The 22,347-nt window shown below is 72.1% G+C and carries 18 protein-coding genes and 1 tRNA gene; 7 read left to right on the top strand and 12 right to left on the bottom strand.

Features of this window, described 5'->3' with window-relative positions; all coding sequences use genetic code 11:
* Nucleotides 1-40: 40 nt before the first annotated feature.
* The 7 genes from M1E25_RS01115 to M1E25_RS01085 all read right to left on the bottom strand — a co-directional run bounded on the left by M1E25_RS01115 (nt 41) and on the right by M1E25_RS01085 (nt 9,227).
* A complete protein-coding gene (locus M1E25_RS01115) occupies nt 41-808 on the bottom strand; it encodes a DUF8185 domain-containing protein (protein ID WP_251407918.1) in 768 nt (255 codons plus the stop codon).
* Nucleotides 805-1,245 (bottom strand): acyl-CoA thioesterase, encoded by a 441-nt coding sequence (locus M1E25_RS01110; protein ID WP_372500491.1) that lies wholly within the window; start codon nt 1,243-1,245, stop codon nt 805-807. The genes M1E25_RS01115 and M1E25_RS01110 overlap by 4 nt, the downstream gene beginning before the upstream one ends.
* A gap of 2 nt (nt 1,246-1,247) precedes the next feature.
* Nucleotides 1,248-2,912: an energy-dependent translational throttle protein EttA gene (gene ettA, locus M1E25_RS01105; protein ID WP_251407915.1), complete on the bottom strand. Its 1,665-nt coding sequence runs from the start codon at nt 2,910-2,912 to the stop codon at nt 1,248-1,250.
* Between the two features lie 243 nt (nt 2,913-3,155).
* Entirely contained in the window at nt 3,156-4,514 is a 1,359-nt protein-coding gene (locus M1E25_RS01100) for a Cys-Gln thioester bond-forming surface protein (RefSeq protein ID WP_251407912.1), read from the bottom strand.
* Between the two features lie 287 nt (nt 4,515-4,801).
* The gene (locus M1E25_RS01095; RefSeq protein ID WP_251407909.1) at nt 4,802-5,266 is read right to left on the bottom strand and encodes a single-stranded DNA-binding protein; all 465 of its coding nucleotides are present in this window, start codon (nt 5,264-5,266) and stop codon (nt 4,802-4,804) included.
* Nucleotides 5,267-5,446: 180 nt separating this feature from the next.
* Nucleotides 5,447-7,588, bottom strand: a complete 2,142-nt coding sequence (locus M1E25_RS01090) for an ATP-binding protein (RefSeq protein ID WP_251407906.1) — start codon at nt 7,586-7,588, stop codon at nt 5,447-5,449.
* Between the two features lie 4 nt (nt 7,589-7,592).
* Complete coding sequence (locus M1E25_RS01085; RefSeq protein ID WP_251408255.1) at nt 7,593-9,227, bottom strand: dynamin family protein; 1,635 nt, start codon at nt 9,225-9,227, stop codon at nt 7,593-7,595.
* Nucleotides 9,228-9,590: 363 nt separating this feature from the next.
* On the opposite strand from M1E25_RS01085, the gene M1E25_RS01080 reads away from it, so the two are divergent.
* A tRNA-Arg gene (locus tag M1E25_RS01080) sits at nt 9,591-9,663 on the top strand.
* 315 nt (nt 9,664-9,978) lie between these two features.
* The gene (locus M1E25_RS01075; RefSeq protein ID WP_251407903.1) at nt 9,979-10,407 is read left to right on the top strand and encodes a VOC family protein; all 429 of its coding nucleotides are present in this window, start codon (nt 9,979-9,981) and stop codon (nt 10,405-10,407) included.
* A 224-nt stretch (nt 10,408-10,631) separates the two neighbouring features.
* On the opposite strand, the gene M1E25_RS01070 is transcribed toward M1E25_RS01075, so the two are convergent.
* The 3 genes from M1E25_RS01070 to M1E25_RS01060 all read right to left on the bottom strand — a co-directional run bounded on the left by M1E25_RS01070 (nt 10,632) and on the right by M1E25_RS01060 (nt 12,704).
* A complete protein-coding gene (locus M1E25_RS01070; RefSeq protein WP_251407900.1) occupies nt 10,632-11,099 on the bottom strand; it encodes an SAM-dependent methyltransferase in 468 nt (155 codons plus the stop codon).
* 40 nt (nt 11,100-11,139) lie between these two features.
* On the bottom strand, nt 11,140-11,907 hold the full coding sequence (locus tag M1E25_RS01065; RefSeq protein ID WP_251407897.1) for a hypothetical protein: 768 nt from the start codon (nt 11,905-11,907) through the stop codon (nt 11,140-11,142).
* 284 nt (nt 11,908-12,191) lie between these two features.
* A complete protein-coding gene (locus M1E25_RS01060; protein WP_251407894.1) occupies nt 12,192-12,704 on the bottom strand; it encodes a PadR family transcriptional regulator in 513 nt (170 codons plus the stop codon).
* A gap of 63 nt (nt 12,705-12,767) precedes the next feature.
* Between M1E25_RS01060 and M1E25_RS01055 the strand changes: the two genes are divergently transcribed.
* A complete protein-coding gene (locus M1E25_RS01055; RefSeq protein ID WP_251407891.1) occupies nt 12,768-13,439 on the top strand; it encodes a cysteine hydrolase family protein in 672 nt (223 codons plus the stop codon).
* Nucleotides 13,440-13,738: 299 nt separating this feature from the next.
* Here M1E25_RS01055 and M1E25_RS01050 read toward each other — a convergent pair whose 3' ends face one another.
* Both M1E25_RS01050 and M1E25_RS01045 read right to left on the bottom strand, forming a co-directional pair.
* Complete coding sequence (locus M1E25_RS01050; RefSeq protein ID WP_251407888.1) at nt 13,739-14,209, bottom strand: DIP1984 family protein; 471 nt, start codon at nt 14,207-14,209, stop codon at nt 13,739-13,741.
* A 168-nt stretch (nt 14,210-14,377) separates the two neighbouring features.
* A complete protein-coding gene (locus M1E25_RS01045; RefSeq protein WP_251407885.1) occupies nt 14,378-15,817 on the bottom strand; it encodes an ATP-binding protein in 1,440 nt (479 codons plus the stop codon).
* 252 nt (nt 15,818-16,069) lie between these two features.
* Between M1E25_RS01045 and M1E25_RS01040 the strand changes: the two genes are divergently transcribed.
* From M1E25_RS01040 to M1E25_RS01025, 4 genes are all read left to right on the top strand, one after another.
* Nucleotides 16,070-16,285, top strand: coding sequence for an ATP-binding protein (locus M1E25_RS01040; protein WP_251407882.1), 216 nt, complete (start codon nt 16,070-16,072; stop codon nt 16,283-16,285).
* Between the two features lie 255 nt (nt 16,286-16,540).
* On the top strand, nt 16,541-16,996 hold the full coding sequence (locus M1E25_RS01035) for a hypothetical protein (protein WP_251407880.1): 456 nt from the start codon (nt 16,541-16,543) through the stop codon (nt 16,994-16,996).
* A 213-nt stretch (nt 16,997-17,209) separates the two neighbouring features.
* Nucleotides 17,210-18,928, top strand: a complete 1,719-nt coding sequence (locus M1E25_RS01030; protein WP_251407878.1) for a S8 family peptidase — start codon at nt 17,210-17,212, stop codon at nt 18,926-18,928.
* Nucleotides 18,929-19,234: 306 nt separating this feature from the next.
* Nucleotides 19,235-22,111, top strand: coding sequence for a helix-turn-helix transcriptional regulator (locus M1E25_RS01025; RefSeq protein ID WP_251407875.1), 2,877 nt, complete (start codon nt 19,235-19,237; stop codon nt 22,109-22,111).
* Nucleotides 22,112-22,347: the final 236 nt, after the last annotated feature.

Below are 22,347 nucleotides of genomic sequence, written 5' to 3'. Positions count from 1 at the left end.
CGGCAGGTGCCCGCCCGGGCCGGGTCGGCCTCCGGCGACGTCAGACCGGGCTGACCGTCAGGCCGGAACCGCTGCCCGGCCGGCGCACTGCCACCGAGCCGTACGGGGTGCGCAGGCGCAGCCACGGACCGGAGGCCAGGAGCACGGGAGGCGCGTCGTCCTCCAGTACGGCCGCCCCGCCCCCGGAGCGGCCGGCCGGCGCCTCCTGCCGCACGGGCCGGAGGAACCCCAGGGCGTGCGCCGCATGGACGGCCCGCAGCGGCAGTTCACTTCCGCCGAGGGTCCGGGACCAGATGTCCCGGCCGATGACGTCCAGTTCGGCTCGCGTTCTGCGTTCCTCCGGGACGTTCTCGGTGCGCTCGCGGAACTCGGAAACCGCCGCGGCGACGGCGCTGCGCAGCGCGGTGGTGCCGGGGATCCCGTCGAGCCGCTGCCAGCCGCCCCGGGGCGGCAGCAGACCGGCCCACGCCGGGCCGGTCACGGATTCGGGGACCTCGACGGCGAGGCCGGGCCCCGGATCGGCGACGTCCCCCTCGGCCGGGCAACCGGTGTCTCCCGCGGCTGCGTCGAGCGCGTCGGCGAGCCGGCCCGCCGACACCGTCGCGTCCTGCGGGCCGTCGGGCTCCGCGGCGAGCCGGGCGGTTCGTACGGCCAGCACCTCGAAGGCGGCCGGCTGCCCGAACACGGCGAGCACCCCGCCGCCGGCCTGGATCCGAACGGCGGCGCGACGGTCGTAGTGGATCAACCGGGCGAGGAAGGCGGCGAGATCGGCCGCCTCCCCCGCGTCGGCGAGGCGCAGCGCCGTCATGCGGCCACGCCCTCCGGGCTGTCGGCGTCGTCCGCTCCGTCGGTGTATGCCTCGAGGAACGAGCGCTCCTCGGCCGTGATCCTGCGCGGCCGGCCCTCGGCGAGGTTGAACGGGACCACGACGGTGCTCGCCCGGACGTACACCTGCTCGGTGTCCTTGACCTCGTAGGCGACGGTGAGCGATGCCGCGTTGATCCTGGTCACCCAGGTCTCGACGGTCACCGGCTCGTGCCGGTGGACCAGCGGGCGCAGATAGTCGATCTCGTGGCGGGCCACGACGGACCCGCCGGTGAAGGACGTGCTGCCCTCCCCCGGCGCCAGCCGGAACATGAAGTCGATGCGGGCCTCCTCCAGGTAGCGGAGGAAGACCACATTGTTCACGTGCCCGAAGGCGTCCATGTCCGACCAGCGCAGGGGACAGGAGTAGACGTGGCGCACGCTCAGCCCCGCGTCAGCTTCTTGTAGGTGGCACGGTGCGGGCGGGCGGCGTCGGGGCCGAGCCGCTCGATCTTGTTCTTCTCGTAGGACTCGAAGTTGCCCTCGAACCAGAACCACTTGGACTCGCCCTCGTAGGCGAGGATGTGGGTGGCGACGCGGTCGAGGAACCAGCGGTCGTGGGAGACGACCACGGCGCAGCCGGGGAACTCCAGCAGCGCGTTCTCGAGCGAGGACAGCGTCTCGACGTCGAGGTCGTTGGTCGGCTCGTCGAGAAGCAGCAGGTTGCCACCCTGCTTGAGGGTGAGCGCCAGGTTGAGGCGGTTGCGCTCACCGCCGGACAGGACGCCGGCCGGCTTCTGCTGGTCCGGGCCCTTGAAGCCGAACGCCGAGACGTAGGCGCGGGACGGCATCTCGACCTGGCCGACGTTGATGTAGTCCAGCTCGTCGGAGACGACGGCCCACAGCGTCTTCTTCGGGTCGATGTTGGAGCGGCCCTGGTCGACGTAGGAGATCTTGACGGTCTCGCCGACCTTGATCTTGCCGGAGTCCGGGGCCTCGAAGCCCTGGATCATCTTGAACAGGGTCGTCTTGCCGGCACCGTTGGGGCCGATGACGCCGACGATGCCGTTGCGCGGCAGGGTGAACGACAGGTCGTCGATCAGGACCTTGTCGCCGAACGCCTTGTTGAGGTTCTCCACCTCGACGACGACGTTGCCCAGGCGCGGGCCCGGCGGGATCTGGATCTCCTCGAAGTCCAGCTTCCGGGTCTTCTCCGCCTCGGCCGCCATCTCCTCGTAACGGGTCAGACGGGACTTGGACTTGGCCTGGCGGCCCTTGGCGTTGGAGCGGACCCACTCCAGTTCTTCCTTGAGGCGCTTGGCGCGCTTGGCGTCCTTCTGGCCCTCGACCTTGAGGCGGGTGGCCTTCTTGTCGAGGTACGTGGAGTAGTTGCCCTCGTAGGGGTGGGCACGGCCGCGGTCGAGCTCGAGGATCCACTCGGCGACGTTGTCGAGGAAGTACCTGTCGTGGGTGACGGCGACGACGGTGCCGGTGTACTTGGCGAGGTGCTGCTCCAGCCACTGCACGGACTCGGCGTCCAGGTGGTTGGTGGGCTCGTCGAGGAGCAGCAGGTCGGGGGCTTCGAGCAGCAGCTTGCAGAGCGCGACGCGGCGGCGCTCACCACCGGAGAGGTTGGTGACCGGCCAGTCGCCGGGGGGGCAGCCGAGAGCGTCCATGGCCTGTTCGAGCTGGGTGTCGAGGTCCCAGGCGTTGGCGTGGTCCAGATCCTCCTGGAGCTTGCCCATCTCCTCGAGCAGCGCGTCCGAGTAGTCGGTCGCCATCAGCTCGGCGACCTCGTTGAAGCGCTTGAGCTTGGCCATGGTGTCGGCCGCGCCGTCCTGGACGTTCTCGAGAACGGTCTTCGACTCGTCCAGCGGCGGCTCCTGCAGGAGCATGCCGACCGTGTAGCCCGGGGAGAGGAAGGCGTCCCCGTTGGAGGGCTGCTCCAGCCCGGCCATGATCTTCAGGACAGTCGACTTTCCGGCGCCGTTCGGACCGACGACACCGATCTTCGCGCCGGGCAGGAAGCTCAGCGTGACGTCGTCGAGGATCACCTTGTCGCCGTGGGCCTTGCGGGCCTTGCGCATGGTGTAGATGAACTCAGCCAAGAGAAACCGTCCGGCAGTCGTGAAGGGCCAATGTGCGGCTCCGCCCGCGGGAGGGCAGATACACCCATCTTGCCGTACGCCCTGCGCCCGGCGGAAACCCGCCGGTGGCCCGGCCCGCCGCGGGCCGTGCGGCGGCCGCCTCCGGGGCATGCGCGAAGGGCCGGGATCCCGATGGATCCCGGCCCTTCACCACCCTGTGTCGTGTTCAGCCCGACGGAGGGTGAACCGTGTCAGCGGTCCGGATCAGTTGCCGGCCGAGTTGTTCTTCCGGCGAAGGAAGAACACGGTGGCGCCGCCGAGGACGACGAGGGCGATGGCGACGCCCGCGATCGTCGGGGTGGCGCTGTTGGCGCCGGTCTCGGCGAGGTCGCCGGCGTCACCGGCCGGGCTCGGCGCGGAGGACGGCACGGCGGGGCCGGCGGTCTTGCAGTCCAGAACGCCCGAGAAGGTCTTCTCGAAGCCGTTCGGACCGGTGATGGTGAAGTTGTAGGACTGGTCCTCCTTCACCGGGATGGTGACCGTCTCGGACTTGCCCGCCTCGATGGTGTGCTTCACACCGGCGAGCTCGAAACCGAACGCCTCGTCGCCCTGGTTGGACGCGGTGATGGCGAGGCCGCCCTTGACGCAGTCCTTCTCGGCGGAGAGGGCCGGGACGGCGCCCTTCTTGGCCCAGTTCGCGGTGGCCGTGGCGGTGACGGTGCTGACACTGGAGCCGGCCAGGATCTGGGTCTGGCTCTTGGTGCGGCTGACGAACGCGCGGCCGACCTCGACCTTGGTGGAGGCCGTGACGGTGACGGCGCTCGATCCGTCGGGGGTGCCCGCCGGAACGTCGAAGAAGAGCTGGGCGCCGTTGGCGGCGGACGTGACCGCCTGACCGTTCTTGTCGACGATCTTCACGCCGGAGGCGATGTTGCCGACCGCCGGGGCGACCGTGGCACTGGCGGCGTTGGTGCGGACGGTGACGGGACCGAGGCGGTCCCCCGACTTGCCGGAGACGGCGGGGTTCTCGAGGGTGAGCGACGCCGCGGGCTCGGCCACGTTCTGCGCGCTCTTCTCCAGCCAGTCGGCGAGCTTCTCGGCCTGCGGGTCGACGGCCTCGACGTTCGCCTTGTCCGACAGACGCCAGATGGCGACCTGGGTGCCGGCCGCGGCGGTCTTCGCGGTCAACGTGCCCGTCTTGGCCGTGCCGGCCAGCGCGTCCAGATCGTTGACCTGCGGGTAGGAGTGCTGCAGGATCCAGCGGATCTTGCCCGCGTCACCGTTCCGGGCGAGCGAGGACTCGGCCCAGGACTTCTCCTCGTACTGCGCCTCCTTCTGCGTCGGGTTGTGAATGTCGATGCAGTAGGTCTGGATGGTGCCGCCGTTGTCGACGTTCATCTCGAACAGGCCGGCGCTGACCTTCATGTCCCGGCCGCGGTCGTGGATGACCGCGCCGTCGTAGGTCTTGAGGCCGCTCAGAACGGCCTTGGCGCCGCTGTGACCCGCGACCGGCTCGTCGGCCGCGGCCGGGCCGGCGGTCGCTATGGCGCCTGCTGCGATCAGGCCGGAGGCCACGATCGCGGCGGCAAGGCGGGACACGCCCCGCCTACGGACAGAAATCATGTGGTATTCCCCTCGGAGCGAGGCGTGAAGAGGGGTCGCCTCGCATGGAAAACTCAACTTGCCCCCGTGAGTTGGTCAGGATCCTAGGGAGGAAGCGCAACACCCGGCCAAATAATCACACCTGACGCACCATCCGAATCCGAATCGTTATCCGCTGGATCGTTTCGCGCGCGCCATTATCGACATATCGGCAATCCCATTGCTCTCGAAGGCGGCCATAAGCGGACGATCGGTTCGCGACGTGCCCACCCGCAGGCTCTGCCGTTCCGCCACCTCCACGCCGGACCTCAGGGCTCCAACGGAGCTTTTGAGTCCACGAGTTGGTCATCACGACGCACCACGCCAGCGGGCCCATCGGCGGCGGGCTGCCGGCCCGGCAGCCCCGGCTTCGCCGGGGAAACCCTCCGGAATGCGCTCGTCCCCCGGGACAGGTCGTGCCCCACTGCCGTCGCGTCGATATCGGCCGAGGTCCGGCGCTGCCCCTGGTATTCCTCGTCCCGAATGCGCAATCTCCCCCGGACGACGAGCGGTTCGCCCGTCCTCACCGATTCCGCGAGATTTGCCGCGAGCGATCGGCGGGCCCACACCGTGTAGAAGCTGGTGGGCCCGTCCACCCAGGTCTCCCGTGCCCGGTCCCAGTGCCGGCTCGCCGCCGCCAGACGGAACCGCGCAACCGGACCGCCCGCGGCGCCGCCCCTGCACACCACATCAGTCGCGGCGTTCCCCACCACCGTCACCAAGGTCTCGTTCATGAGCCGGCCCCCGTCCGTCACCGTGCCGGACGGCCGACTGCCGCCCGGCTGCATCCATGCTGCAGGAAGGCGGCGATCGCCGCCGGGGGCTGTGGACAGCGTGCCGGGTGTGGACAACTCGGCCACCCCGGCGGGGGTTCGACCGGTCCGGACGCGCAGCGGACACCGCCCGGCGACGCCTCAGGCCCCTCCTGCGCCGATGCCGCCGGACGCAACCAGGTACTGGTCACGCACCTCCTGGTACCGCAGCAGTTCGGCCGCGATCGGCTCCAGCACCCGCGAGCGCCCGCAGGCTGCCGCCGCCTCGCTCAGCCGCCTCTCCACCTCCTGGCCGTAGCGCCGGGCCGGGCCACGGGCCACCGCACGGCACACCCAGGCCAGCAGCGGTCCGCCCACCACGCTTCCGGCCGTCACCAGGGCGGCCGTCGTCCAGGGGCCCCCGACGGCGCCCAGCAGAGCGGACACCGCCCACCCGGCCCCCACGACCTGGAGCAGCAGAAGCAGCCACTGCACCACGGCCACGACCGACCACCATCCCGGACGGAACAGGCCGCGCCCCACCGGGGACGCCGCCGAGCACACCGAGGAGACCGCCGCCGCGGCATCGTCGAGAGCACGCGGCAGCTCCCGCGCGCCTCTCGTCGCAGCATCACGGACCGCCAGGGACCAGGCCTCGGGCAGCCCCGCTGCCGCCTGCCCGGAGACCACCCGCACCGCCTGTTCCACCATCGCCCGGGACGCCCTCGGCGCCCCGGCCGCCGGCCCACCCGTCGCGTGACGTCCGGTCGCCGGCCCGGGACCGCCGGCGCGGCCCTCCGGGCCCGGTACCGCAGGAGCGGCGCTCCGGGCCGCCGAGGCCGGATCGCCGAGAGTCCCGGCCGGCCGTACCGCGAGGACGCCCCGGATGCCCGGGCCACCGGGCCCGTCCTTCTCCGGATTCCTCCGGCCGGCCCGCCACACCGGCAGCCTGCGAGCCTGCCGCCAGGGCGCGCCGCACACCAGACCCGCCTGCCGCATCCATTCGCGTTCGGCTGCCTGACCGGCCGCCCGCGCCCCGACGGCGTCGGCGAGCCGGGACTCGTACTCCTCGCGCGCGGCCTCGGTCAGCCCGGTGCGGCCGTCGGCGAGGCAGACGGCCCGCAGGCGGTCCGCCGCACCCGTGACATCCGCCGCCAACCGTCGCTCGGGAGCGCCCCGTTCGGCGACGAACGCACCCAGCTGGCTCCTGAGTTCGCCGATCCCCTCGCCCGTCAGCGCGGAGACGGCCAGAACCGCCGCGCCCGCCTCACCGTGCTCGCCGAGGGCCACGCCGTCCTCGTCGAGCAGCCGCCGCAGGTCGTCGAGGACCTGCACGGACGCCTCGCCGGGGAGCCGGTCCACCTGGTTGAGGACGACGACGCTCACCTCCGCGTATCCGGCGAGCGGGCGCAGATAGCGCTCGTGCAGTACCGCGTCCGCGTACTTCTCGGGGTCGACGATCCACACGACCGCGTCCACGAGCCCGAGCAGGCGGTCCACCTGCTCGCGGTGCCCGGGCATGGCCGAATCGTGGTCGGGCAGGTCCAGGAGGACGAGACCCCGCAGCACCGGGTCGTGGAGACGTTGCGGGCGGCGGCGCAGCCGTGGTGGAACGCCCAGCCGGTCGAGCAGGCCATCGGCCCCGTCCGACCACACGCAGGCGACCGTCTCCGAGGTCGTGGGGCGGCGCACACCCGCCTCGGAAACCGGGCCTGCGGCCAGGGCGTTGAAGACGGACGACTTTCCGCTGCCCGTCGCTCCGGCGATGGCGACGACCGTGTGGTCGAGGGAGAGCCGATTGCGCGCGGTCGCCTCCTCGAGGACGCGTCCGGCCTCGAACAATGTGCGGCCGTCGAGGCGGGCGCGCGACAGGCCGACCAGTTCCCGCAGCGCGTCCAGGCGGACCCGCAGCGGCCGGCTGAAGCCCCGGCGCACGGAGCCGGGCGCGAACGGCTCGGGGTGCCCACGGCCTGCGCCGCGGGACGGCGCCGGGATCGTTGCCGATCCGGACTCCCGGAGGCCCGGGAGGGGCGGGCGGTGGCCGCCCGTACGGGGCCCGGCCGGGTCCTGGGCACGGCGGGCGATGAGACCGTCGTCCCAGGCCCTCGGGTCGGCTTCGTCGAGCGCGACGCCCGGTGCCGCGCGCTCCGCGGTGCCCCCGGGGGCGGAGACGTCGCCGGGGTCCGGGCCGTCCGCGCCGTCACCCGCGCCGGACGAAGGAACCGGCGCCGCTTCGGCCTTCCCGGCGGCCCCGGACCGGCCGTGCGGCAACTCCTGCTCGTCCGGGTGGGTCTGGGCCGTCATGGGCTCAACGCTCCTTCTTGAGTGCGGACAGAGCAGCGATCAGTTCCACCTGGTGCTGCGGGGTCACGTCGAGCACGTCGAGTGCTTCCAGGCGCCCGCCGCGCTCGATCTCGACAACGCGGTTAACGGCCTGGGTGAGCAACTGGCCACCGCGTTCGAGGAGTCGTACGGCGCTCATCGCGCCGAGCGATTCCGCGAGCCACTCCCCCGCTGCGGACGCCTCGCGACCGCCGAGCACGGAGACCGCGATGTGTGCGGCGACCCGGTCGGTGTCGGCGCCGGCCCGTTCGGCGTCGCGCACCCCCTCGTCCGCCAGCTCTTCGATACAGCGCCGCCAGCGCCGGACGGCGGCTCCGATCCGGCCGACGGCGTCACCGGTGTCCGCCGCGGCGCGGGTCTCGAAGGCGGAACGGGATGCCCGGTCGCGGCGCCATGCGCGGGCCGTCTGTTCGTCGGCGTCGGACACGACGCAGTTCACCAGAGCGGTGAGGCTCTCGACGAGAGCGTCGAGGAGCTCGCCGGGGCTGCTGACCAGCGGGTGGTTCTGCCAGCGCGTGAGCGCGTCACCGGCGAGCACGGCTCCGTCCGTCACCTCACGGCGCACCCGTTCGGCGGCGTCGGCGTAGGCGTCCTCGACGACCTGGGCCATGCGGACCGCTGCCGCGTACTGGGCGGCCGAGGCGCCCGCCAGGTCGGGCATGCGTGCGCCCAGCGACGCGATGACCCCGTCGGCCGTACGGCTGACGACGGCTGCGCGGGCCACCGGGTCCACCGCGTGCTGGACGAGCCAGCCGCGCAGTCCGGCGATCGCGGTGGACGGCAGCAGACCGTTGCCGCCGCCCGCCGACTCGGGCAGCTCGGGGATCGTGAAGCGGGGGACGTGGCCGAGGCCCGCCCGGTCGAGGAGCGCGCCGTACTGTCGGGAGACGTCCTCGGCGACCTGGTGCGGGACCCGGTCGAGGACCGCGACGAGGCTGACGTCGTACTCCTTCGCCGTCCGCAGCAGGTTCCACGGAACGGCGTCGGCGTAACGGGCCGCCGTGGTCACCAGCACCCAGACGTCGGCGGCGGAGATCAGCTCGGCCGCGAGGTCGCGGTTTCGGATGACGAGCGAGTCGATGTCGGGCGCGTCCAGCAGAGCCAGACCCGGGGGCAGGTTCCGGGACGTCTCCAGGCGGAGTTCGGGCGGCCCCTCCTCGGGGCGCTCGGCGGCGCATCCGTAGCCCTCGTCGCGGGATCCCGGCAGCGGGTCGCCGGGGGCTGCGCGGGGCGGCGTCCAGACCCGGGTGAGGTCGGGCAGAACGCGCCGGCCGGCGAACCAGTGCTGGTCGTCCGGGTGACAGACGAGGACGGGCGTGCGGGTCGTCGGCCGCAGCACACCGGCGGCGCTGACCGGGGCGCCCACCAGGGAGTTGACGAGCGTGGACTTCCCGGAGCCGGTCGAACCGCCGACGACGGCGAGGAGCGGCGCTTCGGGGGCTCTCAGCCGCGGCAGGAGGTAGTCGTCGAGCTGGGCCAGGAGCTCGGCACGATTGCGGCGCGCTCTCTGGGCTCCCGGCAGGGCCAGCGGAAAGCGTGCGGCGGCGACACGGTCGCGCAGAGCGGACAGTGCGTCGAGCAGTTGGGGCCGTACTTCCAAGGTCGCCACATGCGAAGAATGCCCAATTTTGGTGGCGTTTTGAAGCGTATGCGCATCTCTGCGCGCCGCCCGACCGGAGGAACCGGAGGGGGCCGATCGCACGTCCGGGCATAACGAGTCCACAACACCGGCAACACCGGACGCCAAAGGGCGTGCAAAATTCATACGCGCCTGCGATTATCGGGACCGCTTCACTGAAAATCCACAAGGTGTCACGGAGGTGAAGCATCCGGGACGAGGCGTCCAGCGTCCTATCCTTGTCCCCGGCAAGGCCACGGAACCGCCGCCCCGGCGCCGCCACCGCGCGGCCCAAGGGGCGGGCCGAGGCCCTCCGGGACCGGGACAGGCCGCGGCCACCATCCGGCCCCCGTAGCTCAGTGGATAGAGCAGGCGCCTTCTAAGCGCTTGGCCGCAGGTTCGAGTCCTGCCGGGGGCACCTCTCATCGGCCCCGCTTCGGCGGGGCCTTTCTGCTGTTCGGAGCGGCCTTCCCGGGCTGCAGGCGAGCGCCGGACCCTCTCGGCTCGGGACTGCGCCCCCGTCCGTACGGGGCGAGTACGCGCAGGCTCCCTCTCGCGCGCGGGTCGCCTCATCCACGGCATTCCGAGCGCAGGCCGAACGATGGAGCGCCAGGCAGCATCCCGTGGCACACCGTCGTGATCGTGAGCATGATCGCCGCTGTCACGGCCGCCGATAGGCCCCGCCCTCGACGTTCCGGGGTCTTGGTGAGCAGCACACCGATACGGTGACCGGATGCCGATCAGGAAGTTCCAGGTCACCTTCGACTGCGCCGAACCCGAGCGCCTCGCTCGTTTCTGGTGCGAGGTGTTGGGGTATGTCGCACCGCCGCCGCAGGGGTTCGCCACCTGGGAGGACTTCGATCGCTCACAGCCACCCGAGCAGCAGAATTCGTGGGCCGCCTGCAGTGATCCCTCAGGGGTGGGCCCGCGGCTGTACTTCCAGCGCGTCCCCGAAGGCAAGGTCGCCAAGAACCGGGTTCATCTCGACGTGCGGGCCGGCACCGGACTCGTGGGTGCGGAGCGCCTCGCCACGCTCGAGGCGGAATGCGCGCGACTGGTCGCGCTCGGCGCCGTTCACGTGCGAACGCTGCCGGCCGATGACGACAACGAGTCGTGCATCGTGATGCAGGACATCGAGGGCAACGAGTTCTGCCTCGACTGAGAGGCTGCGACCGTGCCGTCGTCCTGCCCCCATGGGCCGGGACGACGACACGAGGCAAGCCAGCTCCCGTTCGGCCGGTGGAGACCACCGGCCGAACGGGCCGTCGCCCGGCTCGTCCGCCACGGAAACCGCAAGCCCCTCCACCGCGGCACCATCAGGAACGACACTTGCCGCGACAATCCCCTTGCCGAGGTGATTCCGGGGAATTCGCCCCCGGAAACCGCTCACGGCTTGAAGTACTCCGACATCAGGCGGCTGACCCATTCCGGCTGCTCGACGTTCACCGGGCAGAACTCCGCCATGGCCGGCTTCAGGTCGATGACCGGCGTGCCCGAGACCGCGTCGAGGCCCACCACCGTCAGTTCGCGGCCGCGGACGGATTCGACGGCGCAGCACGTCGACCCGATGCGGTTCGGCCTGCGGGGGCCGCGACCGGCGAAGACACCGACGGGCGGGAGGTCGGAACGGCCGCGGTAGGGGCGGGGTTCGCGGTGGTCGTCGAGTTCCGGGAACCGGTCGAAGACGAACAGGACTTCCACGTGGGAGAAGCCCTCCAGACCCTGGAGGCACGCCTCCCCGAAGCGCTCGTCGACGGTGATCGTGCTGCGGACGGCACCCCAGTTGTCCGTGTGCTGGACGTCCGTCCGGTCGTTCCGGACCGTACCGATCGGCGTGATCTCGAAGCTCGGCATGGCCGGAGGCTATCCCCACCGCCGTCGCGCCCGCAGGCCGTCAGTAGCGATGGCCGGGCCAGTGCGGATCCGCCCAGCGTTCCTCACCGGAGAGTCCGAGCAGTCGTATTCGGTGCTGCAGATCTTGCAAGGCGCCGGCGTTGCGGAGCCGGCGTCCGGCGGGACCGAGGAGCCAGGCCACCAACTCGGCGCGCATCTCGTCCTCGTCGTGCTCGTACCAGTTGACGTACCACGGCAGCCTGTCGCCCAGCAGCTCGCACTCCCACTCCTGCGCCGCTTCGACGAGGCGCCGATCGCTGAGGCACCCGGTCCGCTCGTCCCAGTCGGCGAGCCAGGGACCGAGCGTGCCGGACTCTTCGGCGCACATCGCCAGGACCTGGTGCGCCGGGACGACCGCCTCCGGATCGGTGAGGCTCTGCACCCACCACGCGTGGAGAAACTCGCGCACCGCACCAGCCTGATCGTCGGGCCACTGCTGCCAGCGTCCACGGGCGAAGGAATCCCCTGCCTCCTCCAGCCCGAAGAGGGGTTCGACGCGACCGGCGACCAGGTCGGCGGCGAACTGGGGCAGGATGCGGCGCAGTACGGCCGCGTGGTCGAGCCAGTCGACGGCCTGCCAGGTCCGGCGCAGGAGATCCGGATCCAGCCCGACGTTCGGCGTCTTCAGCAGGGAGAGCTCGTCCGGGCTTCCCCAGTGGCACTCGCAGTTGCGCTCGTCCGGATGTGCCGTCATGCCGTGGAAGGTCACGAAGAGGCCGGCCAGGGCGGCGCCGAGCCGGCGGCCGGAGGGATCGTCGGTGAGATGCATGGTGGATGCCGGGCCTTCGAGGACTCCGGAACAGCTTCCACCGCCCGAAGATCACCACCTTACCGGGCCGGGCAAGCGCGGGCCGCAAGTTCGGGTCCCTGCCGGGGGCACACGGACAGCACCACCGACGGACCGTCCTCGGGGCGGGTCTTCTTGCTGGCCGGGAGATGCACCCGGAGAAGCTCGCGGCCACGGCGGGCACAGCCAGGGTCGGCGCCCCACCGGCACTGGGGGCCCACGGCGCAATTGCGGGACAACCACGGCCCCCGGTGCCCGAACGCAGATCACGCGAGTTCCGACCGCAGCCAGGACCGTTCCGCACGGCTGGTGGCTCGGGCGACGAGGAGCATGCCGCGACGGTACGGGTCGTGAACCTCCTCGGCACTCAGCGGCTTCTCCCCCTCGAGGAAGAAGCTCGCCGGCTGTTCCAGGAACTCCAGCCGCCGGCGCAACACCCGGTGCCGCTCGCCCGCGTCGGGCAGTTGGGAGAGAAAGGCCAGGACCGTGAAGAAGCGGCTGCTGTCAGTGATGTCCAGATCTTCGGGCTCGCGGAGCCGGCGCAGCAACTCGGCGCGGCCGGCCGGCGTCAGCCTCAGGGTGTGGCGCTGGGCGGCCGAGGCGCCGGGCTCCGCCGTCCGGTCCAGCCAACCGGCCCTGACCAGGCGGTTGATCGCCGGATAGAGGCTGCCGTCACTCACCGGGCGGGAGTGGCCCGAGAGTTGCGCGATCCGGCGGCGCAATTGGTACCCGTGCAATGGCCCCTCGGCAAGGAAACCCAGGATCGCAAGTTCCAGCATGCTGCTACTCTCGCACATCGAATCGAGGTACCTCGATTCGATGTATCAGGGTGGGGATGACACGTGACATACACCGAAACATGGGTGACCGCACGGGCGCGCGACGCATACGAACACGGTCTGGCCTCGTTCGACCTGCGCCCCGAGCGGACGGCGCTGCTCGTGATCGACATGCAGGACGAGTTCGCCCGGCCCGGTTGGAGCCCCTACTGGGTGCCGGCGGCCACAAGAATGGCGCCCAGGCTGCGCCGGCTGATCGCAGCGTGCCGGGCCGCCGAACTTCCGGTGATCTGGAGCGTCTTCGACGACACGCATCTGGGGCTCGACCGGCCGCGCACCCTGTCCTGCCTCCCGCACGTCGCGACGGACTGGCACCGGCCGAGCCCTGCCGGGGTCTGGGAACCGATGGGCTACCGCAAGGACGAGGTCCTCATCCGTAAACCCTCCTACGGCGCCTTCTACGACACCCCGCTCGACACGGTGCTGCGCAACCTCGGCTGCGACACGGTTGTGGTCACCGGAACACTCACCAACTACTGCTGCGGCACAACGGCCCGACAGGCGTACGAACGCGGCTACAAGGTCGTCTTCGGATCAGACGTCACGGCCACGGACGACGAGTCCAGGCAGGAGCCGGAACTCGCCGTCCTGCGCAAGGGCTTCGCGCTCGTGCTGACAGCCGATGAGATCGAGGCTCGGGTGGCTCATGGTCCGGAATCACGGTCGGAGGGGTGAACAGCAGAACGTCTCCGGGCCTTCCCGTCCCCCCGCGGCATGATTGCCGTCCTGAAGTGGTGTCCCGCCGACCGTGATGTGGATGCCCCGAACCCGCCCTCACCGTTCCGGATCTGCACGTGGTGATGTGCTGTGTGCTGTGCACGGTCACCTGTGCGCGGTGCTGAGCTGCTCTGTGTTCAGGGGAATCGAACCCCCGCGCTGCTCTTCGCGCGCCAGGAGAGGGCCGGATGAACCGCCGGCCCGCGGTGTGTGCACGCTTCCGTGACGGCTACCTGCTCCACATCCTCGGGTCCCGCTCAGTCCAGGAGGTCGGCCTCCCAGTTCGTCCGCTGGATCCGCGTGTCGAGCTCACGGAGCTCCCGCGCCAGCACGTCTGCCTGCGCCCGGAGCTCCGCAACGGGCAGCGCGGGAAGCATCATCAGTTCGGACCGCAGCTGCCGTGAGTAACCGCGCTGGTCGCTGCCGGCAGCAGCGTCGGCCGCGGCGGTGACGACGGCGTGGCGCAGCCGCAGCACGTCGCGCCGCGCCAGTGCGTCGGTGATCGTGCCGTGCTCCCCCATCACCACAGCCGCGTTGGTCCGGTTGATCCGCCGGATCAGGATCTGCAGGGCGTCGAGCGCCTCCCCCGCCTCGACCAGCAGCCGTGCGGCGTCCTCGGCGGGCGTCTCACCCTCCTGATAGCGGGCGTTGCTCACGATGCGGGAGCGCAGCTGCTCCACGCGCCGTGTCGCGTCGGCCCGTTCGGCCAGCGCCTCGGCAAGTTTCAACGTTCACACCCCCATTGCTGCCCTGGTGCAGCTCCGGCCCGAGTATGCGGTGTCCCATCCTCCGGTGCACGCGAATTGATCAGCGCGGAGAATGCAGCGGTCATTCGCGACGGCCGTACCACCACACGGCCAGAAGGAGCGGGCTCCCTCAACGGGGGTCACCCCGGACTACCGCGGCTGCCAGGCGCGTACGAGGTCCTCCGGTCCCCAGTGCGCGGCCAGGGGCAGCCCGTCGGCCACTCCGCACCGGGACACCGCCACCAGCGGCGTGCCGGGTTCGGCGCCCGGGACGGCGGGCTTGGCACGCACCAGGGCCTCGTACTCGTGCTCACCGAACGGCTGGTGCTCCAGCCACTTGACCGATCCGACGAAGTGCACGTTCCGTGCCACCGGTTCGCGGTCCGCGCCGACCAGATCGACCTCGGGGTTGTTCTGCCGGTTCCACCAGCCGCCGACCGCCTCGGTCTCCGGCCAGTCCGCGTCGGGCAGCAACCGCAGCAGGGCATCGCGGACCAGCGGCTCGACCGCCCGGCCCCGCCAGCTGGTCCAGGACCGTTCGATGTGTTCCAGGGCAAGGTCACCGCGGCCGCGTTCGATGAGCGGGATCGCCCGCTGGAGGAACGCCAGCCAGAACCGCAGGTACGAGTCGGCGATCCGGTAGCGCTTGTTCTTGCTGTCCGGCTTGGCCGACAGCGGCAGGTCGACGGCCACGATGCGCTTGGCCTGCAACGTGCTCAGCAGCGGGGAGAGCGTGCCGGACGGCAGCGCACCGGCGCCACCGGCGCGGGCCGCGATCGCACTGAACGTGCGCTCCCCGGCGCCGACCGCTTCGAGCACGGCTCGCGAGTGCGCCGCTGCCGGGAACTCACCGAGCAGGGACAGCTCACCGGCGACGAGCAGCGGGGAGAGCGGGGTGGCCATCGCGGCCTCGAGGAAGTCCGTTCGTGTCGTCCCGGGCTGCCACGACTGCACGATCTCCGGGAACCCCCCGGTGATCAGCCGGGCGTCGACGGCGGCTGCGGCATCGAGTTCCGTCATCGCCTGGACGTCGGCAAGGTTCAGCGGCTGGACCGTCATCGTCGCCGCGCGGCCGAAGAACGGGCGCCCGTACGACTGCAACGCCTCCATCACCGACAGATCACTGCCGACCAGCAGCAGGAGCACCGGCTTCGCGGACAGATGACGGTCCCAGACGGTCTGGAGCGCCCCCTCGAACTCCCGGTCCTGCTCGACCAGCCAGGGAACCTCGTCGATCACGGCGATGCTGGGGGTGTCGTCCGGGAGGGCCAGAGCCAGGGCCCTCAGCGCCTGGTTCCAGTCCTGGGCCTGGAACCCGGCGACCAGCTCGGCCCCCGGCAGGGCCGAGTGCGCGAGGGTGGCCGCGAAGTCGGCGCGCTCCGTCACCGGACTGCGGCCCCGGGTCGCCTGGAAGACCACGTACGGCGCGCCGGACCGGTCGCAGAACTCCTGGACCAGTCGCGACTTCCCGACCCGCCGCCGGCCGGTCATGATCACGGCTCGGCCCCGGGTGGATCCGGTGCCGTCCGCGACCGTGCGGTACTGCCCGGCCAGAAGGCCGAGGTCTCCGGTACGGCCTCGGAACTCCATGGACGCCCCTGAAGGTAGATTCATTCTTACGTAGATTGAATCTTACTTTGTTGCAGCCGACCACCCGGGAACCGCCGCCGCGAGCCGCTTGGCGGGCACGGCGGCGGGTGCGGCCGGTACCTGCCGGGCCCTCTGGCCTGTACACGACACTCCGTGACAGGCAGCGGGGCACACCGGCGGTCACGGCCGACCACCGCACCGCCGGCTCGAAGCGGCGAGAAGTACGTCACGACGACGGGGGAGCGGCCTCTCGTGTGCGAACGGGCGTGGGAGCAGCGATGGGCATCGGCGCTGGCGGAGGACAGCCGGGAGCCCGTGCTGCTGCTGGTCGAGGGGGCCGCGGGCATGGGCAAGAGCCGGCTGGTCCGGCGGCTGCTGGCGCTGCCGCCGTCGCAGGCCGTCGCCACCCGCTGGTGGTCGCGTTCCGGCCCTCCGGATCTCTCGTGGTGGCCGGGCCGGGCCCGGTGACGGGCGCGACCCCCATGACCGTTCCGGCGGCGGGACCGCGTCCGGCCGGGGGTGCGCCGCCCCCGCAGGCCTGCGCAGCCATGGACTCCCTGCTCGCAGCCCCTCCCGCCCTCCTCGTCGTCGAGGACGTCCAGCACGCCGACGACCACTGCCTCGGACTGCTGCGCGCACTTCTCCGCGAGCCGCCGGAGCGGTTTGCGGCGGCGCTCACCTACCGGCCCGACGAACTGCCGCGCCGGGGACCCCCGTTGGGCCGTGCCGTGGAAAGGGCGTACGGAGAACTGGCTGCGCGCCGCCGAGCACCTCGCGGACGACACCGGGTCGGCCGCGGACGAGACGTCCTTGACGCTCCTGGAGCAGGCCCTCGGCTTCGGCGGCCTTTCCCCGCAGACGCGCGGGCGGCTGGCCCTGGTGCTGGCCCGCGGTGCCATGCTCGGGCCGCGCCCGGAGGGGACGGCCGGTGTCCTGCGCAGACTCGTCGACGACCCCGCGCTCCCGGTCGGTGTCCGGGGAGAGGTCCGGCTCGAGCTCGGCCTGCTGCTGCACAACCGGCAGCGCCGGTTCCACGAGGGGCGGGTGCAGTTGCGGCAGGCTGCGGGGGAACTGGCCGCACGTCCCGCCCTCGCCGCGCAGGCCATGGCGGCCCTCGCGAACCCGTTATATGTACGGATACGCAAAAACCCCGGCGCGCGGACGACTGACCTGCCATGAGGGCATGCCACCGGGCCGACGACCGGCCTCCCCCGGCGCCCCCGCCCCCGACAGCAAGGGTTTTCCCCAGTTCCCGGAGCAACGCGCGGTCCTTAGGCTCAACGGCGGCTCAACAGCCGTGCACCGTACGGCGTTCCCCTCCGTCGGTCACGGCCCCGGCCACCACCCCCCACGGCGTTTCCTCCATCCCCCGGACCGAAGTCGAGGAGCCCCATGACCGACCGATCAACGTCGTCCGGCAGACGTCTTGCCGGCATGTGCATAGCCGTGGCCACCGCGGCCTTCACGGCGCTCGCAGGCACCGCCACAGCCACCGCCGCCACTGCCGTCACCCCACGACCCGCCGAGGGCCGCATCCTCTCGGCGAACAGTGACGCACGGATCGCCGGCAGCTACATCGTCGTCCTCAAGGGGACGCCGGACGCGAAGGACCGCGCGAAGAAGCTGACCGAGCGTCACGGCGGCTCGGTGAAGCGCACCTACGGCGCGAGCGTGCGGGGCTTCTCCGTCAAGGCCGACGAGAAGACGGCCCGCAAGCTGGCCACCGACCCCGCTGTGGCGTACGTCGAGGCCGACCAGCGGGTCCGGGCCACCGGCACCCAGCCCAGCCCGCCCTCCTGGGGCCTGGACCGTATCGACCAGGCCGCACTGCCGCTGAACTCCAGCTACACGTACCCGAACACCGCGTCCAACGTGACGGCGTACATCGTCGACACCGGCATCCGCACCACGCACAGCGACTTCGGCGGCCGGGCGACCTGGGGAACCAACACCAGCGGGGACGGCAACAACACCGACTGCAACGGCCACGGCACCCACGTGGCGGGCACGGTCGGCGGCAACTCCTACGGCGTCGCCAAGGCGGCCCGGCTGGTCGCGGTGAAGGTCCTCGACTGCCAGGGCAGCGGCACCACGTCCGGTGTCATCGCGGGTGTCGACTGGGTCACCGCCAACGCCTCCAAGCCGGCGGTCGCCAACATGAGCCTCGGCGGCGGCGCCTCCACTGCCCTCGACAACGCCGTTGCCTCGTCCATCAGCTCCGGCGTCACCTACGCGCTGGCCGCGGGCAACGACAACCTCGACGCCTGCAACAGCTCGCCGGCACGCACCCCGAGCGCCATCACGGTCGGCTCGACGACGAGCAGCGACGCCCGCTCCAGCTTCTCCAACTGGGGTACCTGCCTGGACGTCTTCGCCCCGGGCAGCTCCATCACCTCCGCGTGGAACACGGGCGACACCGCCACCAACACCATCAGTGGCACCTCGATGGCCACGCCGCACGTCACTGGCGCCGCCGCCCTCGTCCTCTCGGCCCACCCGGCCTGGACCCCGCAGCAGGTGCGTGACGCCCTGGTCAACAACGCCACCAGCGGCGCCGTCTCCTCCCCCGGCACCGGATCCCCGAACAAGCTGCTGCGCGTCACCGACGGCGGTGGCGGCGGTGGCGGCACCTGCACCGCCGGCCAGAAGCTCGCCAACCCGGGCTTCGAGTCCGGCACTTCGGGCTGGAGCAGCACGTCCGGCGTGATCGGGCAGCACGGCGCCTCGGGTCAGCCCACCCACTCCGGCAGCTGGAACGCCTGGCTGAACGGTTACGGCACCACGACGACCGACTACGCCACACAGGCCGTTTCGGTGCCGTCGGGCTGCTCCTCCTACACCCTGAGCTACTGGCTGCACGTGGACACCGCCGAGACCACCACGTCGACCGCCTACGACACGCTCCGGGTGCAGGTCCTCTCCTCGAGCGGTTCCGTGCTCGGCACGCTGAAGACGCACTCCAACCTCAACGCGGCGAGCGGCTACACCAAGCACTCGATGAGCCTCGCCGCGTACGCGGGCCAGAGCATCCAGATCCGGTTCTACGGCCAGGAGGACTCGTCGCTGTACACGTCCTTCGTGGTCGACGACACGGCCCTGGACGTCGCCTGACGCCTCCCGCGTGACGTGATGTCCCGCTGATCCCCCGACGGCGCGGCGCCGGTGCACCCCGTGTGCGCCGGCGCCGTTCCGCAACCCGACGACGGACGCCGGCACGCGACCCGCGGGAACACGAAACGGAATCAGACGTCCCGGTCGAACAACCAGATCTCCCCCGCAGTTCGGGAAGAAAACGGAACCCGAGCCCGCGGGCCCGTCCGAGTCCCCTCCGGCTGGAAAGCGCCATTGAGGGCCCTGCCCCGGGGCGTTAGGGTCGCCCCCGGATTCCTCGTTCTTCACGGGAGGGCGTTGATCGACATGGACAGCACCGGACCGGTCACCGCCCCGCCCGCCCCGCGCCTGGTGGGCCGGGCGGATCTGCTCGCCGCAGCCGAATCGCACCTGTCACGCGACGGCAGCATCGTCCTGACCGGGCCGAGCGGCATCGGGAAGACCTCCGTCGTCGACGCCCTCGGCGCTGCTGCCGCCGCCCGCGGCGAACTGGTCCTGCGGACCTCGGGCGCCGAGGCCGACCGGTGGCTCCCGTACGCGGCACTGGCCGATCTGCTCGCCCGGATCCCCGCCGCTCACGTGGCCGCACTCCCCGGACCCCTGCGCGCCGCCGTCCGGGCCGTGTTGTCGGGCGAGCGCCGGGACGGCACCGGCGACCGGGCCCTGGCCGTCCGCCTCGCCTGGCAGGCGCTCCTCGAACGCTGCGCCGCGGAACGCCCCGTGCTGCTCCTCGTCGACGACGCGCAGTGGCTGGACGCCCCCTCCGCCGACACCCTTTCCGCCGCGGCGCGCCGCTTCACCGGGAGCGGCTTCCGGATGGCCGCCGCCGGACGGTGGCCGGACTGCGTGACGGCGGGCGACGACACCGGACAGCACCACCGGCCGGTCCCCGCCGTCGCCACCGAGATCGCCGTACCGCCCCTGGGCTCCGATGACCTGGCCGAACTGCTCGACGAGCACGGCATCCCGGCCCGTGTGACGAACAAACTGCACGCCGACTCCGGCGGCAACCCGCTGCTCGCCCTCGCCCTGGGCAGTGACGTCGGCCCCCGGCTCCCCCGCCACGGCAGACCGGCGCCGCTGCCGGAGGCCGCCCGCACCCTGATCGGCCGGCGCCTGGCGACACTGGCGGCAGAGGTCCGCGAGACCCTGCTGATCGCGGCGCTCGCGGGCGCACCCACCGTCGAACTGCTGCTGCGCGTCGGGCAGGAGGAGGCCGCCCGGGACATCCGCGCCGCGGCCGACGCGGGACTGCTGGTCACGGACGGCAGTCGCATCCGGTTCACGCCGCCGACCGTCGCCGCGCTGGTCGCCGAGGCGACACCGGCCCCGCGCCGCGCCGAGGTGCACGCGCTGCTCGCCGCCTTCGCCACCGACAGTGCGGCGCGGCTCCGGCACCGGGCCCTGACCAGCGCAGCACCGGACGCCGAACTGGCCGTTGCGCTGGCCGACGTGGCAGCGACCGCCCATCGCCAGGGGTCGCGTGCGGTGGGGGCCGAGCTCCATCTGCTGGCCGCCGACCGAACCCCCGCCGAGCTCGACGGGCACCGGCTGGAGCGCCTCGTCGCCGCCGCCGAGGTCGGGGCCACCGCAGGACTGCCCGACATCGTCCACCGAGCGGCCGACGCGGTCCTCTCGGTCGACGCCGGCCCCCACTACCGGGTCAGGGTGCGGATGGCGGTGATCGATCTGGCCGGCCAGGGCCTCAAGGACATGGACGAGGTCTTCGCCGCCGCCCTCAACGAGGCGGAGACCGAGGGGGATCCGGCTCTGCTGGCACCGCTCGGACTGCGGCTGTCCTGGGCGGCGCTCATCGACGGACGGCCGGCCCGCAGCGAGACCGAGGCCGACGCCGCCGCCGCATTCGCCCGTGCCGCGGGCGACACGGCCACGGAGGCGATGGCGCTGACCGTGAAGGCAACCGCAGCGCGGGTCATGGGACGCACCGACCACCGGACGCACCTCGACCGCGCCCTGGCGCTGCCCCAGCCCGCCGTCGACGGCTGGCTGCACATGGCTCCCCGCTTCACCGCCGCACGCTTCGCCGTCTTCGACGACCGCCTGCACGAGGCCCGGACTGACCTGCTGCGCATGCTCGCCCTGGTCGAACGCGGTTCGGGGGAGGAGATCGTCCAGGTCCTGCGCAGCCTCTCCGAGGTCTCCGCCCGGATGGGCCGCTGCCGGGACGCGCTCGACTTCGCCGACCGGGCGCTCCGCATCTCTCAAGCCTCCGCGATCAGCCCCGGGCCTGCCTGGTACGACGCGGCGGTCGCCGAACTCGCGGGCGGCAGTGTCAACCGGGCGGCCGGGTACGCCCGTCGCGGCATCCGCGCCTCGGAACAGGAGGGCGACGCCATCTTCCTGGGGCGCCACCTCCACACGCTGGGGCAGGCCCGGCTGCGCGACGGGGACGTGCGGGGCGGCGTGGAGGCCCTGCTCCGCGTCCGCGAACTCGAACGGTCCCAGGGTGTCTCCACGCCTCTCGTCCTGCGCTGGCACGCCGATCTCGCCACCGGGCTGGCCACCCTGGGAGAACCCGGCCGCGCGGAGGAGGTGATCGGCGAGGCCCGGCTCGCGATCGGTGACCGGTCCCGCGGAGCGGCCGTCACCGCACAACTCGACCGCGCGGAGGCCGTCGTGCTGACCTCACGCGGCCAGACCGGTGCCGCTCTCGACCGGCTGCACGAAGCGATCGGGCGCTTCGAGGAGCTCGGGCAGCCCCTCGAACTCGGCCACTGCCTGCTGGTCCGGGGCGGGATCGAACGCCGTCGTCGGCGCCACTCGGCAGCGCGCACGGCCGTCGGCGAGGCACTTGCGGTCTTCACCCGGGCCGGGGCCCGCCCCTGGGTCGCGCAGGCCGACCGGGCGCTGGCCCTGGTCGACGGCGCTGGCTGTGCCCGCGAGGCCGGGGGCGAGGAGAGCGAACACGCCGGCCCCGCACCGCTCCTGACGGCCGCGGAGCGGCAGGTGGCGCTGCTGGTGAGCCAGGGGGCGACCAACCAGGAGGTCGCGGCGCGGATGTTCCTCAGCATCAAGACCATCGAGGCCTCGCTCACCCGCATCTACCGCAAGCTCGGCATCCGCTCGCGGACGCGCCTCAGCTCGGTCATGCGCGGGGGAGCGGCCGGAGTACCGGGAGGCCCGGGGAACGAGGAGATCTGCGCGGGCGCGAACCGTCCGTGAACACCCGCCGGAAACCGTCCCGTCCGGGGGGCGGTGCGGGGCCGCACCGGGATGCCTTCGGGCCGGACGGTCGGGGGCGGGCGGTCCGTCGACCGCGCAGGGACGCGATCCGGCCAACTCCTTGTCGCGGACCTGTCATCGCTGGGGTGCTCGGTGGCATCCTTCCCCTCGGTCGCCGCGGCACAGCACCCCAAGCTCCCCGGATCGTCCGCGCTGCCCGGCGTCGTCCCACGGCA

This window comes from Streptomyces meridianus (assembly GCF_023703325.1).
Classification (GTDB): Bacteria; Actinomycetota; Actinomycetes; order Streptomycetales; family Streptomycetaceae; genus Streptomyces; species Streptomyces meridianus.
This window is presented reverse-complemented; position numbering and strand designations above follow the sequence as displayed.